General features: G+C 70.3%; 14 protein-coding genes. 4 read left to right on the top strand and 10 right to left on the bottom strand.

Annotated features, from left to right (window positions below):
• The first annotated feature begins 10 nt into the window (after positions 1-10).
• The gene (locus ACFWPS_RS00735) at positions 11-1093 is read left to right on the top strand and encodes an Lrp/AsnC family transcriptional regulator (RefSeq protein WP_383699342.1); all 1083 of its coding nucleotides are present in this window, start codon (positions 11-13) and stop codon (positions 1091-1093) included.
• A 5-nt stretch (positions 1094-1098) separates the two neighbouring features.
• On the opposite strand, the gene ACFWPS_RS00730 is transcribed toward ACFWPS_RS00735, so the two are convergent.
• The 9 genes from ACFWPS_RS00730 to polX all read right to left on the bottom strand — a co-directional run bounded on the left by ACFWPS_RS00730 (position 1099) and on the right by polX (position 9313).
• Complete coding sequence (locus ACFWPS_RS00730) at positions 1099-1722, bottom strand: TMEM175 family protein (RefSeq protein ID WP_383699340.1); 624 nt, start codon at positions 1720-1722, stop codon at positions 1099-1101.
• A 73-nt stretch (positions 1723-1795) separates the two neighbouring features.
• On the bottom strand, positions 1796-3130 hold the full coding sequence (locus ACFWPS_RS00725; RefSeq protein WP_383699787.1) for a nucleobase:cation symporter-2 family protein: 1335 nt from the start codon (positions 3128-3130) through the stop codon (positions 1796-1798).
• Positions 3131-3438: 308 nt separating this feature from the next.
• On the bottom strand, positions 3439-4815 hold the full coding sequence (locus tag ACFWPS_RS00720) for an 8-oxoguanine deaminase (RefSeq protein ID WP_383699338.1): 1377 nt from the start codon (positions 4813-4815) through the stop codon (positions 3439-3441).
• A 119-nt stretch (positions 4816-4934) separates the two neighbouring features.
• A complete protein-coding gene (pucL, locus tag ACFWPS_RS00715) occupies positions 4935-5846 on the bottom strand; it encodes a factor-independent urate hydroxylase (protein ID WP_383699336.1) in 912 nt (303 codons plus the stop codon).
• 4 nt (positions 5847-5850) lie between these two features.
• Entirely contained in the window at positions 5851-6255 is a 405-nt protein-coding gene (uraH, locus tag ACFWPS_RS00710; protein ID WP_383699334.1) for a hydroxyisourate hydrolase, read from the bottom strand.
• A gap of 4 nt (positions 6256-6259) precedes the next feature.
• On the bottom strand, positions 6260-6772 hold the full coding sequence (gene uraD, locus ACFWPS_RS00705; RefSeq protein ID WP_383699332.1) for a 2-oxo-4-hydroxy-4-carboxy-5-ureidoimidazoline decarboxylase: 513 nt from the start codon (positions 6770-6772) through the stop codon (positions 6260-6262).
• Positions 6773-6909: 137 nt separating this feature from the next.
• Positions 6910-7275, bottom strand: a complete 366-nt coding sequence (locus ACFWPS_RS00700; protein ID WP_383699330.1) for a helix-turn-helix domain-containing protein — start codon at positions 7273-7275, stop codon at positions 6910-6912.
• Entirely contained in the window at positions 7272-7526 is a 255-nt protein-coding gene (locus ACFWPS_RS00695; protein WP_383699328.1) for a hypothetical protein, read from the bottom strand. The genes ACFWPS_RS00700 and ACFWPS_RS00695 overlap by 4 nt, the downstream gene beginning before the upstream one ends.
• A gap of 47 nt (positions 7527-7573) precedes the next feature.
• The gene (gene polX, locus ACFWPS_RS00690; protein WP_383699326.1) at positions 7574-9313 is read right to left on the bottom strand and encodes a DNA polymerase/3'-5' exonuclease PolX; all 1740 of its coding nucleotides are present in this window, start codon (positions 9311-9313) and stop codon (positions 7574-7576) included.
• A gap of 133 nt (positions 9314-9446) precedes the next feature.
• Here polX and ACFWPS_RS00685 point away from each other — a divergent pair, with 133 nt between their 5' ends.
• Both ACFWPS_RS00685 and ACFWPS_RS00680 read left to right on the top strand, forming a co-directional pair.
• Positions 9447-10295 carry a TIM barrel protein gene (locus ACFWPS_RS00685; protein WP_383699324.1) on the top strand — a complete coding sequence of 283 codons (849 nt, stop codon included), beginning with the start codon at positions 9447-9449 and terminating at the stop codon, positions 10293-10295.
• Between the two features lie 39 nt (positions 10296-10334).
• Positions 10335-11228: a 2-hydroxy-3-oxopropionate reductase gene (locus tag ACFWPS_RS00680; protein WP_383699322.1), complete on the top strand. Its 894-nt coding sequence runs from the start codon at positions 10335-10337 to the stop codon at positions 11226-11228.
• 523 nt (positions 11229-11751) lie between these two features.
• Here ACFWPS_RS00680 and ACFWPS_RS00675 read toward each other — a convergent pair.
• Positions 11752-12969, bottom strand: coding sequence for a Shedu anti-phage system protein SduA domain-containing protein (locus tag ACFWPS_RS00675; protein ID WP_383699320.1), 1218 nt, complete (start codon positions 12967-12969; stop codon positions 11752-11754).
• A gap of 73 nt (positions 12970-13042) precedes the next feature.
• Here ACFWPS_RS00675 and ACFWPS_RS00670 point away from each other — a divergent pair, with 73 nt between their 5' ends.
• The gene (locus ACFWPS_RS00670; RefSeq protein ID WP_351708138.1) at positions 13043-13285 is read left to right on the top strand and encodes a hypothetical protein; all 243 of its coding nucleotides are present in this window, start codon (positions 13043-13045) and stop codon (positions 13283-13285) included.
• Positions 13286-13352: the final 67 nt, after the last annotated feature.

Here is a 13352-nt window from a genome sequence, read left to right as displayed (position 1 = left end):
AGCGCCACTCATGGGTGTGCAGGATCGTGCCGCCCCGGAGCCGGAACTCGACGAGCTGGACCGCTGTGTCGTGCATGCCCTGCAGATCCGTCCCCGGGCGCCGTGGACGCTCGTCGGCGAGGTGCTCGGGGTCAACCCGGTCACCGCGGCCCGGCGCTGGCAGCGGCTCCAGGAGGCGGGCCTGGCCTGGGTGACCGCCTACCCCCGGTTGTACGACCCGCGGATCGTGGTGACCGGGACCGTCGAGGTGGACGCCGAGCCGGGCGCCGCCGAGGACGTGGCGCGGGCCATCGCGAAGGACCCGGCGGTGCCCAACATCAAGCTCACGGCGGGCGGCCGGGACCTGGTGGCCGCCGTGCAGACCCGCAGCCTGGACGAGCTGGCCCGGCTCACCACCTCGCTCTTCCAGCGGACGCCGGGGGTGCGGGCGACCCGTACCCATATCTCGACCGGCGTCTCGACGGAGGGCAGCCGCTGGCGGCTGCGCAGCCTGGACGAGGCCCAGGCGGCCCGCCTCGAAGCGGCGCTCCCCCCGTCCGGCCTGCCGGCGCCCCTGGCCGAGCCGCGCTGGGAGGAGCTGGACACCCGCCTGCTCGAACTCCTCAGCGTGGACGGCCGGATGTCGTTGCGCGACCTGGCGGCGGCCACCGGAACCAGCCTCACCACCCTGCGCCGCCGGGTGCAGTCACTGCTCGCCTCCCGGCTCTGTCTGCGCTGCGACCTGGCCCGGCCGCTGTCGGGCTGGCCGCTGTCCGCCGTCTACTTCGCCTCGGTGCCGGGCCAGTACGTCGAGGAGACCAGCAGGGTGCTGGCGGGGGTGCGTGAGGTCCGCTCGTGTTCGATCACGGCCGGGCCGTACAACCTGGTGATCGACGTCTGGCTCCGCGACCTGCGCGACGTGCACGCGTTCGAGGCCCATCTGTCCCGCAAGCTGCCCCGGCTGACCGTCGCCGACCGCTCGGTGGTGCTGCGCACGGTCAAGCACATGGGCCGGCTGCTCGACCACGACGGCCGCTGTGTGGGGGTGGTACCGCTGCGCAACCCCCAGGCAGCCGGCGCGCACCGCGCGCTCGGTTCGGCTGCCTGGACATGAAGGCGCTAGGACGTGGCCGGGTCCTGGCGGGTCGGGACCGGTACCTGGTTGAAGCCGTAGTAGAGGGCGAGCAGGCCGTGCGCGGTCAGGGTGAGCGGGGCGGAGACGAAGGCCAGGCCGACCGTGACGGGGTAGCCGAGTGAGCCGAGCGCGAAGCGGAGCCTGGTCGCCCGCGCCGCCCCGGCGTCGACGCGGGCGTCGAAGAGGTGCCCGGTACGGGTGAGGTGCCACCACAGGGCCTGGAAGGCGGCGGCCATCAGCACCATGACCAGGCTGTAGACGGCCGCCGCGGTGTGCGAGGCGGCGGCGCCCTCGCGCAGGTACTCGGCGAGCATCGCCGTCGGCCAGGGCACCGCGGCCACCACGAGCAGCACCAGCAGGTTCAGGAACATCAGCGTCCGGTCGACCCGGGCGACATAGCTGAACACCTGGTGGTGGTTGACCCACATGATCCCGATGACCAGGAAGCTCACCACGTAGGCGGCGTACGACGGCCACTGCGTGCCCAGCGCCTGCCAGAGGCTGCCGCCCTCCGCGGTCTTCGGTACCTTGATGTCCAGAATGAGCAGGGTGACGGCGATGGCGAAGACACCGTCGCTGAAGGCCTCGACACGGCCCGACTCGTTCATGGCGTACTCCCCCGTCGGCTCACGGTGACTTCCTACCGCCACCCCACCGCATTCCCAAGGTGCCGCGCCAGTCTCAACATCCCTTGGCAGCAGTCGGCTTGGGAGTACGCCCGCGGCCGAGACGGCCCAGCGGGTCTTCCGTGTGCCGGCGGCCGAGGTGGTTGAAGACCAGGTTCAGCAGCACGGCCGTCACACAGCCCGTCGAGATACCCGAGTCGAGGACGATCCGGGCCGTCTCCGGGAAGGCGTGGTAGAAGTCCGGCGCGGTGATCGGGACGATGCCGACGGCGAGGGAGACGGCGACGACCACGATGTTCTCGTCCTTGTCGAGGCCTGCCTTGACCAGGGTCTGGATGCCGCTGGCCGCCACCGAGCCGAACAGGACCACGCCGGCGCCGCCCAGCACCGGGCGGGGTACGACGGCGATCAGCGAGGCGGCCATCGGGCACAGCCCCATCAGCACCAGGAAGCCGCCGCCGGCCGCGACCACGAACCGGCTGCGGATCCGGGTCATCGCGACCAGGCCGATGTTCTGCGCGAAGGCGCTGCACATGAACCCGTTGAAGAGCGGGCTGATCGCCGAGCCGAGGGTGTCGGCGCGCAGGCCGGCCGCGATCGTCCGCTCGTCGGCGGGCCGTTCCACGATCTCGCCCAGCGCCAGCATGTCCGCGGTCGACTCGGTCATCGACACCACCATCACCACGCACATCGACAGGATCGCGGCGACCTGGAACTGCGGGGCGCCGAAGTGGAAGGGCGTCGGGAAGCCGACGACATCCGCGTCCGCGACCGGGCCGAAGTCCGTGACGCCGAAGGGGATGGCGATGACCGTGCCCGCGACCAGGCCGACGAGTACGGCGATCTGCTTGACGAAGCCCCGGGTGAAGCGGCGTAGGAGCAGGACGAGGAGGAGAGTTGCGGCGGCCAGGCCGAGGTACTTCGCCGAACCGTAGTCGTCCGCCGTGGAGTCGGGGCCCTGTGCCCAGCCGAAGGCCACCGGGAGCAGGGAGACACCGATGAGGGTGATGACCGTGCCGGTGACGACGGGCGGGAAGAAGCGGACCGCCTTGCTGAAGAAGGGGGCCGCGAGGAAACCGAGGAGGCCGGCGACGATCACCGCGCCGAAGATGACCGGCAGGGCGTCGGACTTGTCGTGGGTGGCGGCGGCGACCGCGGTCATCGGGGCGACCCCGGCGAAGGTGACGCCGTTGACGAACGGCAGCCGGGCGCCGATGTTCCAGATGCCGAGGGTCTGGAGGAAGGTGGCGAGGCCGGCGGTGAACAGGCAGGCGCCGGTGAGGAAGGTCAGTTCGGTGCCGGTGAGGCCGATGGCCGCGCCGACGATCAGGGGCGGGGCGACGACTCCGGCGTACATGGCGGCCACGTGCTGAAGGCCCGTGGTGGCCATTTTCAGGGCGGGGAGTTTCTCGTCGACGGGGTGCACGGGATGCGCGGACACGGGCGGCTCCTCCGGTCGGTTGGCACGTCGGCTCTGACGTGGGTTTCAGGGAGGTGGTGCGTGCGGTCATGGGGGCCTCCCGCTCGAAGCGAGGTCGAGAGTGGGGGAGGGACCGAATGACGGTGACCGTTCCCGGGCGCGCGCATGGCAGCGCGCGCCCGGGAGACGGCTGCCGTGGACCTCGTTCGGGGTCCACGGCCACCGGCCGGGAGCCGTCCCTCCCGACCGGAGCTCAAGTGCCTTACGGAGAAGTGGGGTTACCGCCCGGCGAGCTGCGCCAGCCGCTGGGCCTCGGCCCGCGTGGCGCGGGCGATCGCGTCCTCGTCGACGTGCAGCAGGCGGCCCGTCTCGACGATCTGCCGGCCGTTCACGAAGGAGGCGGTGACCGGGGCGGCCGCGCCGAGGACCAGGGCGGTCACCGGGTCGGCGATGGAGGCGTGGGCGAGGGTGTCCAGCTTCCAGAGGACCAGGTCGGCGAGCTTGCCGGGTTCGAGGGAGCCGATCTGGCCTGCGCGGCCCAGGACCTGGGCACCGCCGTAGGTGCCCAGGCGCAGCGCCTGGCGGGCGTTGAGTGCGGCCTCCTTGTGCGTGCCGAGGCGGTTGATGAGGAGGGCGTTGCGCAGTTCGGTGTGGAGTTCGCCGGACTCGTTGGACGCGGTGCCGTCGACGCCGAGGCCGACCGGGACGCCGGCGGCGAGCATGTCGGGAACGCGGGCGATACCGGCCGCGAGGCGGGCGTTGGAGGACGGGCAGTGCGCCACACCGGTCTTCGTACGGGCGAACGCGGCGATGTCGGAGTCGTTCATGTGGACGCAGTGCGCCATCCACACGTCCTCGCCGAGCCAGCCGGTGGACTCGAAGTAGTCGGTCGGGCCCATGCCGAACAGCTCGTGGCAGAACCTCTCCTCCTCGACCGTCTCCGAGCCGTGGGTGTGCAGTCGCACCCCGAGGCGGCGGGCCAACTCGGCGCCTTCGCGGAGGAGTTCGGTGGAGACGGAGAAGGGCGAGCAGGGCGCGACGGCCACCTGGGTCATCGCGTCGAAGGAGGGGTCGTGGTGCTCCTTGACGGTCGCCTCGGTGGCGGTGAGGGCGCCTTCGAGGGTCTCGACGGCGAAGTCCGGGGGCAGGCCGCCGTCCTTCTCGCTGCGGTCCATGGAGCCGCGGGCCAGGGTGAAGCGGACGCCCGTCTCGCGGGCCGCGCGGATGATCGCGCCGGACAGGTCGCCGGAGTCCCTGGGAAAGACGTAGTGATGGTCCATCGCGGTGGTCACGCCGCCCCGGGCCATCATCGCGAGCGAACCCTGCGCGGCCGCGTACACCATGGGCTCGTCGATGCGCGCCCAGGTCGGGTACAGCGCGACCAGCCAGTTGAAGAGGTTGTGGTCGGTGGCCAGGCCCCGGGTGATCCACTGGTAGTAGTGGTGGTGGGTGTTGACCAGGCCGGGGGTCACCAGGTGGCCGGTGGCGTCGATACGGCGTACGACGTTCTCCAGGCCCTCGGGGGCCCTGCCCGCGCCGACCGCTTCGATGCGGTTGCCCGCGATGACGACGTACCCGTCGGCGTACTCGGTGTCGCGGGCGTCGACGGTCGCGATCGAACAGTTCTCGATGACGATGCGCTGGTCTGCTGCCATGATTCGTCCTTTTCGCTCAGCGGACTTGTGGAGAGGGCACGGCAGGACCCTGGAGATTTGAGTGCCGCGGCCGGGGAGCGGGAACCCCGCCGGCCGCGGGTGCCGATGTGGGGAGTTGGTCAGAGGTTGGTGAGGTCCACCGGAATCTTCGCCTCGCAGCCGTCCCGCAGGATGGTCGCCTCGATCAGGCCGTAGGGCCGGTCGGCGGCGTAGTACACGGCACCGTCCTCGGTGGCGTTCTTGAGCCCGAACGGCTCCAGGTCCACCAGGAAGTGGTGCTTGTTCGGGAGCGAGAAGCGGACCTCGTCGATCTCGTCGCGGTTGTCGATGATGCGCGAGCCCATCTGGTACAGCGTCTGCTGGAGCGAGAGGGAGTAGGTCTCGGCGAAGGCCTGGAGCATGTGCTTCTTCGTCTGCTCGTAGGACTTCTCCCAGTGGGGCATCTCCTGCTCGTCGTCGGTCCAGTTGAACCGCCAGCGGCCGGAGACCTGGGTGGCCAGGATGCGGTCGTACGCCTCGGGGAGGGTCGTGTACTTGTCCTTGACGTAGCCCCAGAACTCCGAGTTGGTCGAGTTCAACACGACGAGGTCCTTGAGGCCGGAGATGACCTCCCACCGCTCACCGTCGTAGGTGATCTGGGTGAGCCTGGTCTCCTGGCCCTTGCGTACGAAGGAGTGCTCGCCCTGGTCGGCGTCGGATGCCTCGATGCGCTCCCAGGCGTACTCCTCGATCCGGATCCGGGCGGTCCTGATCGGCTCCTGGCTGGTCACGAAGTGCCGGGCCAGGTGGATGCCGAACTGCTCGGCGGACTCGATGCCGTGTTCCTTGGCGAACGCGAACACCGTGTTCTTGGTGGTGTCGGTCGGCAGGACGTTGGCGTTGGAGCCGGAGTAGTGGACCTCGTCCATGTCGCCGCTCAGCGACACGGACACGTTGAGGTCCTTGATGTGGTGGGTGGCACCGTCCCGCGTGATCTTCACGACCCGGTTCTCGGCCTTGCCGTACTGGTTCTGTCCAAGAATCGTAGGCATAGAGCTAGCTCCCTCGGTAAACGGAGTAGCCGAACGGGTTGAGCAGCAGCGGTACGTGGTAGTGCTCGCCCGGTACGACGGCGAACGTGATCGCCACTTCCGGGAAGAACACGGCCGGTCCGCTGTCCCGATTCGCGGGGGCGTCCTGCTGCGCATCGGCTTGCTTCTTCTCGAACTTCTCGAAATACGGCTCCACGGCGAAGTCGAGCCGTACGTGTGTGGTGCCCTCCGGCAGCGCCGGCAGGTCCTTGCACCGGCCGTCCGCATCGGTCGCGGAGCCGCCGAGCGCCTGCCAGTCCGCTTCCCGGCCGGGGCGGGCGGAGAGCCGGACGGCGACGTCCCCGGCGGGGCGACCGACGCTGGTGTCCAGGATGTGGGTGGACACGGAGGCGGTGGTGCTGGTGCTCATGGTGTCAGGCGTCCTGTTCGACGAGTCGGGCGAGCCGGATGCGGTTGATCTTGCCCAGCTCGGTGCGGACGATCTCCCGCTCCCGCTCGGGCGGGTTGCCGATCCGCTCCCTGACCGCGTCCCGCATCTCCTCGCCGGTGCGGCCGGTGGCGCAGATCAGGAAGACATGGCCGAACCTCTCCTGGTAGGCCAGGTTGAGTTCGAGCATCTCCGCCTTGAGGCCGTCCGCGGCGCCGGCCATGCCGGACTGCTCCCTCGCCGAGGTGGGGTCGCCCGGCTTGGGGCGGCCGATCGGCGGGTGCCCGGCCATGGCCTCGGCCAGGTCCGCCGTGCTCAGCTCGGCCATGGCGGCGTCGCTGGCGGAGAAGAGGGCCTCCGGGGTGGCGTAGGGGCGGGCGGCGAGCAGGCGCCGGGCCCAGGCCGTGGAGGCGCACGCCTCGTGGAGGGCGGCGAGGGCCGCGTGCTCCTCCAGGTCGTTGAACCGGGCCAGGCCCGGGGGCGTGGAAGTCGACGTCACGGGAGCCTCCGTGGCCGTGGGCGGCCTTCGTGCTGAACGGGCTGCGGTCAGCTAACGCCCTCCGGAACCCTCCGTCAACACTTTGTTGAAAATTCCGCGTAACAACCCCGGCCGCACCCCGGGTACACCCCCGCGGGTCAGTTCTTCTCGCGGTTGAGGTAGTTGTAGACGGTGAAGCGGCTCACCCCGAGCGCGCTCGCCACGGTCTCCACACCGTGCCGTACGGAAAAGGCGCCCCGCGCCTCCAGTATGCGCACGACCTCCTGCTTCGCCTTGCGGTCCAGGTCGGCCAGCGGCTTGCCCTGCCTGCGCTCCATGGCGGCCAGGATGTGATCGAGGGAGTCCGCGAGCTGCGGCAGCCGTACGGCGACCGCGTCGACGCCCTCCCAGACGAGCACGACGTCGTCGGGGCCCGCCTCGTCGGGCGGGAGCATCTCCCCGCCCATGGCGTCGACCAGCGGCTTCACGGCGGTGATGAAGGGCTCGTCCCCGTTTCCGGTCACTTGTCGTCACCCTCCCCCACCACGTTGACCTGGAGCGAGATCCGGGTGGCCCCGGCCTCCAGGGCCCTGCGCAGCAGCGCGTCCACGGCGCCGAGCACGGCGTCAGAGCCGCCCTCCGCCGTGTTCCCGAACGGCCCGACGTCCACCGCGTCCAGCTCGGCCGCCTCGATGACCTCACGGGCGACCAGCGCGTGCGCGGGGGCCTCGTCGAGGTCGAAGGGCTCGGTCGTGAACTCCACTCTCAATCGCACGGGCACAACCTAACGCGCGGCACCGTTTTCCGGGCAGCCCTTCCGGCCTACCCGCTCTTGCGCAGAAAGCCCCGCAGCCGTCGCTCCGGCCAGGTGTTGATCACGTCGTCCCTGGTGAGCCAGCCGCGCTGGGCGGTGCCGATGCCGTACCGCATGTTGGCGAGGTGCGGTACGGCGTGGGCATCGCTGTTCACGGCGAACTTCACGCCGTGGAGACGGGCCCGCAGGATGTCCTCGTCGCGCAGGTCGAGGCGGTGCGGGTGGGCGTTGATCTCCAGGGCCGTACCGGTGCGGGCGCAGGCGGCGAAGACCGCGTCGAGGTCGGCGTCGATGCCGGGCCGCTTGCCGATGAGGCGGGTGGTGGGATGGCCGATGACATGGACGTAGGGGTTCTCGCAGGCCCGCACGAGCCGCCGGGTCAGCGCCTCGCGGCTCTGGTTGAAGTGCGAGTGCACGGAAGCGACGCACAGGTCGAACCCGGCGAGGAAGTCGTCCGGCCAGTCCACCTCGCCCTCCGGGCCGATGTTCAGCTCGGTGCCGTGCAGCAGCCGCAGCCCGCCGCGCCGGCCCTTGGTGGGGTACATGCCGTCCAGCTCGCGCACCCGCTCCCGCTGGGCCAGCATCCGCTCGTCGGTCATGCGCTGCATGACCAGGTCGGGCGCGTGGTCGGTGATCGCGTAGTAGGCATAGCCGCGCGCGGCGGCCGCCTCGGCCATCTCCTCCAGCGGGGCGAGCCCGTCCGTGAGGTCGGTGTGGGTGTGCAGGTCACCGCGGAGGTCGGCCTCGGTGACCAGCTCGGGCAGTTCGTCGCGCAGCCCGGCCTCGATCTCCCCGCGGTCCTCGCGCAGCGTCGGCGGGATCCACGGCAGGCCGAGCCGGGCGTACACCTCCTCCTCGGTCCCGGAGACGATCTTCTCGCCGCTCCCGACGTCGAAGAGCCCGTACTCGGAGAGCTTGAGCTTCTGGTGCACCGCGATCTCCCGGGTGCGGATGTTGTGGGCCTTCGACCCGGTGAAGTACTGGAGGGCCGCGCCCCAGGAGTCCGGCGGTACGACGCGCAGGTCGACGCTGAGGCCCCTGCTGGTGCGTACGGAGGTCTTCTTCTCGCCCTGCCCGATGACCTCGGTGACGAACGGCAGCCCGGTGAACGCCCGCATGAGCGGCAACGGCTTCGCCGCAGCCGCGAGGATGTCGATGTCGCCGATCGTCTCGCGCATCCGGCGCAGTGAGCCGGCATACGTGCACCGCTCGCAGCCGGTCACCGCGGAGAGCGCGCCGACGATGTCCTCGGCCAGCTCCATGGCCACGTCGATCTGCACCCGCCCGCCGGAGGACCGGAGCAGTTCGATGCCGTGGAGGATGTTCTCCTCCGTCTTCGGCCCGAAGCCCTTGAGGTCGCGCAGCCGTTCGTCGTGGATGGCGTCGGCGAGTTCCTCCACCGACGAGACGCCCAGTTCCTGGTAGACCGCCATGGCCTTCTTCGGGCCGAGGGTGGGGATGGCCGTCAACCGCCGGACTCCGTCCGGGATCTTCGCCCGCAGCTGCTCGACGGCGGCCACCCCGCCGCTGTCGAAGTACTCGCGGACCTTCTGGGCGATCGACTTCCCGACGTTCGGGATCTCCTGCAACCCCTTGAGGTCGAGGGTGGAGACATCGGCGTGGTGGCCGCCGAGGGACCGGGCGGCCTTCTCGTAGACCCGCGCCTTGAACGCGTCTCCGCCGGTGATCGAGATCAGGTCCGCGTACTCCTGGAGCAGTGCGGCCACCTCGTCGTTGGACCGAGCCATGCCTTCAGGGTAGGGCGCCGGTTTTGCACGGGCGCTCTTGACAGCTCTCCCCGGTCACGGGCAGTCTTCCATTAAGCAGAAACCAACTTCCGTAATACGGAAATACAGACAGCGGAAGGGAGCGCCGACCCCCATGCCGGCTTTTGGATCGAGCACAGCCGCAGAGCAGCGCTTCAACGTCAACCTGTCGATCCTCTTCACGGAACTCCCGCTCCCGGAGCGCCCGGCGGCCGCCGCCGCGGCCGGCTTCTCGGCGGTCGAGCTGTGGTGGCCCTGGGTCGACTCCCCCACCCCTGAGCGTTCCGAGCTCGACGCGCTGAAGAAGGCGATCGAGGACGCGGGCGTCCGGCTGACCGGCCTGAACTTCTACGCCGGGCAGCTCCCCGGCCCCGACCGGGGCGCCCTGTCGGTCCCGGGCGCGGAGTCGGAGAGGTTCCGCGCCAACATCGACGTCGCGGCCGGCTTCGCGGAGTCGCTCGGCTGCACGGCCCTCAACGCGCTGTACGGCAACCGCATCGACGGCGTGGACCCCGCCGAACAGGACGCCCTGGCGCTGGAGAACCTGGCACTCGCGGCGCGCGCGGCCGACCGGATCGGCGCGGTGCTGCTGGTCGAGGCGCTGAACAGGCCCGAGTCGCCGCGGTATCCGCTGGTGTCGGCGCCGGCCGCCGTCGAGGTCGTCGACAGGGTCAACGAGGCCACCGGACTCGGCAACGCACGCTTCCTGATGGACCTCTACCACCTGTCCATGAACGGCGAGGACCTGCCGTCGGTGATCGAGCGGTACACGCCGATGACGGGCCACGTCCAGATCGCCGACAACCCGGGCCGCGGCGCCCCGGGCACGGGCGCGCTTCCCCTCGAAGACCTCCTCGACCAGCTGCGGAAGGCCGGTTACGACGGCTGGGTGGGCCTGGAGTACAAGCCGGGCGACCGCCCGAGCTCCGAGGCCTTCGAGTGGCTCCCGCGCGAAGCGCGCTGAACTCCCCGACTTTGCAGAGCAGGTAGAGAGGCACCCCCTATGAGCGGCACACTCCCCAAAATCGCCTGGATAGGCCTCGGCATCATGGGCTCCCCCATGTCCGAGAACCTGATCAAGGCGGGTTACGACGTCACCGGCTTCACCCTGGAGCAGGACAAGCTGGACCGGCTGGCCGCCGCCGGCGGTACCGCGGCCGCCTCGATCGCCGAGGCCGTGCGGGACGCCGACGTGGTCATCACGATGGTGCCAGCGTCTCCACAGGTCGAGGCCATCGCCTACGGCCCGGACGGCATCCTCGACAACGCCGGGTCCGGCACCCTCCTCATCGACATGTCGTCCATCACCCCGCAGACCTCCGTCGGCCTGGCGAAGGCGGCGCGGGACAAGGGCATCCGCGTGCTCGACGCGCCCGTCTCCGGCGGCGAGGCCGGGGCCGTAGAGGCCGTGCTGTCCATCATGGTCGGCGGCGAACAGGCCGACTTCGACAGCGCGAAGCCGATCTTCGAGGCGCTGGGCAGGACCATCGTGCTGTGCGGTCCGCACGGCTCCGGCCAGACCGTGAAGGCCGCCAACCAGCTGATCGTCGCCGTGAACATCCAGGCGTGCGCCGAGGCCGTGGTCTTCCTGGAGAAGTCCGGCGTGGACCTGGCGGCCGCGCTGGACGTGCTGAACGGCGGCCTGGCCGGCTCGACCGTGCTGACGCGGAAGAGGGACAACTTCCTGAACCGCGACTTCAGGCCGGGCTTCCGGATCGACCTGCACCACAAGGACATGGGCATCGTGACGGACGCGGCCCGCGACGTCGGCGCCGCCCTGCCGGTCGGCGCCGTGGTGGCGCAGCTGGTCGCCTCCCTGCGCACGCAGGGCGACGGCGGCCTGGACCACTCCGCGCTGCTGCGCTCGGTGGAGCGCCTGTCCGGCGCCCAGGTCTGAGCCGGCCCCCATGACTTCCGGGCGGCACCGGCGCCGACAACTGTCCTGTCGCGCCCAGGCACCGGCGCCGCCCGGAAACCAATTCGACAAACCGTTGACGACCCGGCCGACCCGATCCCAGGCTCCACGAAGCGGAAGTGAATTTCCGTCTCCCGCGACGACGTGATCGAGAAGAACCTGGCCCACTTCCACGCCGCCGACCCGGAGGACGGCAGGCGCGTGGTGGAGGCGGTCCGCGCCCTGCGCGGGGACTGAGCCCACAGACGGCCCGCGGCGGCCGAACGGCCCCGATGAGGGGTGGCCGGTCGGTGTCGGTGCGCGGGCTGGGCGAGGACCGCGGCGGCGTGCGAGCCAGTGCGGTGGTGAAGGAACCGGGCGCTCCTCCCGACCAGAGGGAGGAACACCCCCGGTTCCGTCGCACCCGCCGCGGTCCCAGCCACACCCCCCGAACCCCGTCCGGCGGCGCGAACGTCCTGTCGCGCCCAGCCTCGCGCCGTCGGACGGCCACAGTCCCGGGCGCTCCCTAGACCGGGGAATCCCCGGCGAGGGAGCGCTCGGCGTTGTCCAGGAGTTCCTTGTACGTCAGCACTTCGACTCTGGCGATGTGCGAGTTGAACGTCCGCAACGCCTCGTTGATCTCCTCCTCCGGAACATCCGGGTGCAGCGCGGGGTGGCCGACGAGGACGAGGGCACTGGCCCGGCGGGTCTCGATGCCCAGCTCGGTGCGGATGCGTTCCCGGTTCTCGTCCAGGCCGGTGAGGTAGTTGATGGCCTGGCCGAAGGCCTCGTTCACCTGCGCCGCCGGCACCCAGGCATTGCGGTGTCGCTTGACCAGGGGCGACTTGAGGCTCATGGCGCGTTTGAGTTCGACGACATGAAGCGCGCCGTCGCCGCGTATCAACGGGATGTCGAGTTCGTCTCCCGGCACGAGCCGCCGTTGCGCCGCCTCGCCCACGAACCGGCCGCCGAAGATCCAGTACTGCCCGTCCAGCGCCCGCTGCAGATCAGCCTCCGTCGCCGCGCCGTCCTGGACCACAGTGCGCAACTCCTTGAGCCGGACGGCACGTCTGCGCAGCTCAGCGGCCTGGAGAAGGAGCAGCCCCTGGTCATCGGCGGCCAGCAGGGCCAAGGCCTCGGGCGAGGCAGCGATCCTCCGGGCCTGCGCGGCGGGATCCTCGATGTCGACCCTCCTGCTACGGATGATCCGCTCCAGCCACAGCGTCGTCTCGGCCTGGCCTCGCGGGATCACATAGCGCCCGGGACGTTCCTCAGGAGCCTGCAGGAACATCGCGTCCTCGCCCTGTGCGCGGAAATGCTCCAGGAACTCCTCGACCCCCGCGTCAGGACGGTCCGCCAGGAACTCTCGTCCGCTGTCGACCAGCCATTGGTGCATTGCCTTCATCGTGCCGCCGAGGAAGCCCGTGTGCGACTCTCTTCGCTGCCCGTCCCCGAACAGCCGATACCGATCCTCGAAGTCAGGCCTGAGGATGCGCCCCTCCGCGTATTCGATCGCGTCCTGCACGAGCCGTACGACCTGCCACTCCCCGGCTGCCGCCGCAGCGCCCCGGGCCTCCTCCAGGAGCCGCACCAGCTCTCTGCCGCCCCGCCGCTGACGGCTCCTGCCGCTGTGCATGTGCCGCAGGACCGCAGTCACGGCGGCGTCCACGGTCGCGTCGACCACCGCCTCGGCCACTACGTCTCGTAGGTGCCACTCCAGTGTCATGTCGCTTCTCGTCGTCACGCGGGAATTGTGCGGGGCGGGTCTGACAACACCCCGGCGTGCACATTCGCCCGTCGCGCAGCACGCTGAAGGCATGACTGCACATCCACCGACGGAGTTCCCGCACATCGTCGTGCACGCGCCCGCCCTGGACGGCTCCCGACGGGTCACCGAGGGGGACGTGACCCTCGGGATCGCCTCCCACCTCGACGACGTGGTCGAGATCCTGCGGATGGCCGACCTGGACCGGATCGAGGTCGAGGAGAGCGACCTCATCGAATGGCAGGGCGGCGGCCCGGACGACTGGCCGGGGCTGACCGAGCATCCCGAAAGCTGACGTACCAGGAGAACTCTTCCGGCCGATCCTCAAATAAAGCTCTGAACGTTGTCGCGCATGCTTCAAC

This window comes from Streptomyces sp. NPDC058457, from assembly GCF_042720695.1.
GTDB lineage: Bacteria > Actinomycetota > Actinomycetes > Streptomycetales > Streptomycetaceae > Streptomyces.
This window is presented reverse-complemented; position numbering and strand designations above follow the sequence as displayed.

Excerpts from the sequence above, each read along its gene's own strand:
- pucL (WP_383699336.1), bottom strand. The coding sequence starts at position 5,846 with ATGCCTACGATTCTTGGACAGAACCAGTACGGCAAGGCCGAGAACCGG.
- uraH (WP_383699334.1), bottom strand. The coding sequence starts at position 6,255 with ATGAGCACCAGCACCACCGCCTCCGTGTCCACCCACATCCTGGACACC.
- ACFWPS_RS00685 (WP_383699324.1), top strand. The coding sequence starts at position 9,447 with ATGCCGGCTTTTGGATCGAGCACAGCCGCAGAGCAGCGCTTCAACGTC.
- ACFWPS_RS00720 (WP_383699338.1), bottom strand. The coding sequence starts at position 4,815 with ATGGCAGCAGACCAGCGCATCGTCATCGAGAACTGTTCGATCGCGACC.
- ACFWPS_RS00735 (WP_383699342.1), top strand. The coding sequence starts at position 11 with ATGGGTGTGCAGGATCGTGCCGCCCCGGAGCCGGAACTCGACGAGCTG.
- ACFWPS_RS00725 (WP_383699787.1), bottom strand. The coding sequence starts at position 3,130 with ATGGCCACCACGGGCCTTCAGCACGTGGCCGCCATGTACGCCGGAGTC.
- ACFWPS_RS00670 (WP_351708138.1), top strand. The coding sequence starts at position 13,043 with ATGACTGCACATCCACCGACGGAGTTCCCGCACATCGTCGTGCACGCG.
- ACFWPS_RS00730 (WP_383699340.1), bottom strand. The coding sequence starts at position 1,722 with ATGAACGAGTCGGGCCGTGTCGAGGCCTTCAGCGACGGTGTCTTCGCC.
- polX (WP_383699326.1), bottom strand. The coding sequence starts at position 9,313 with ATGGCTCGGTCCAACGACGAGGTGGCCGCACTGCTCCAGGAGTACGCG.
- ACFWPS_RS00680 (WP_383699322.1), top strand. The coding sequence starts at position 10,335 with ATGAGCGGCACACTCCCCAAAATCGCCTGGATAGGCCTCGGCATCATG.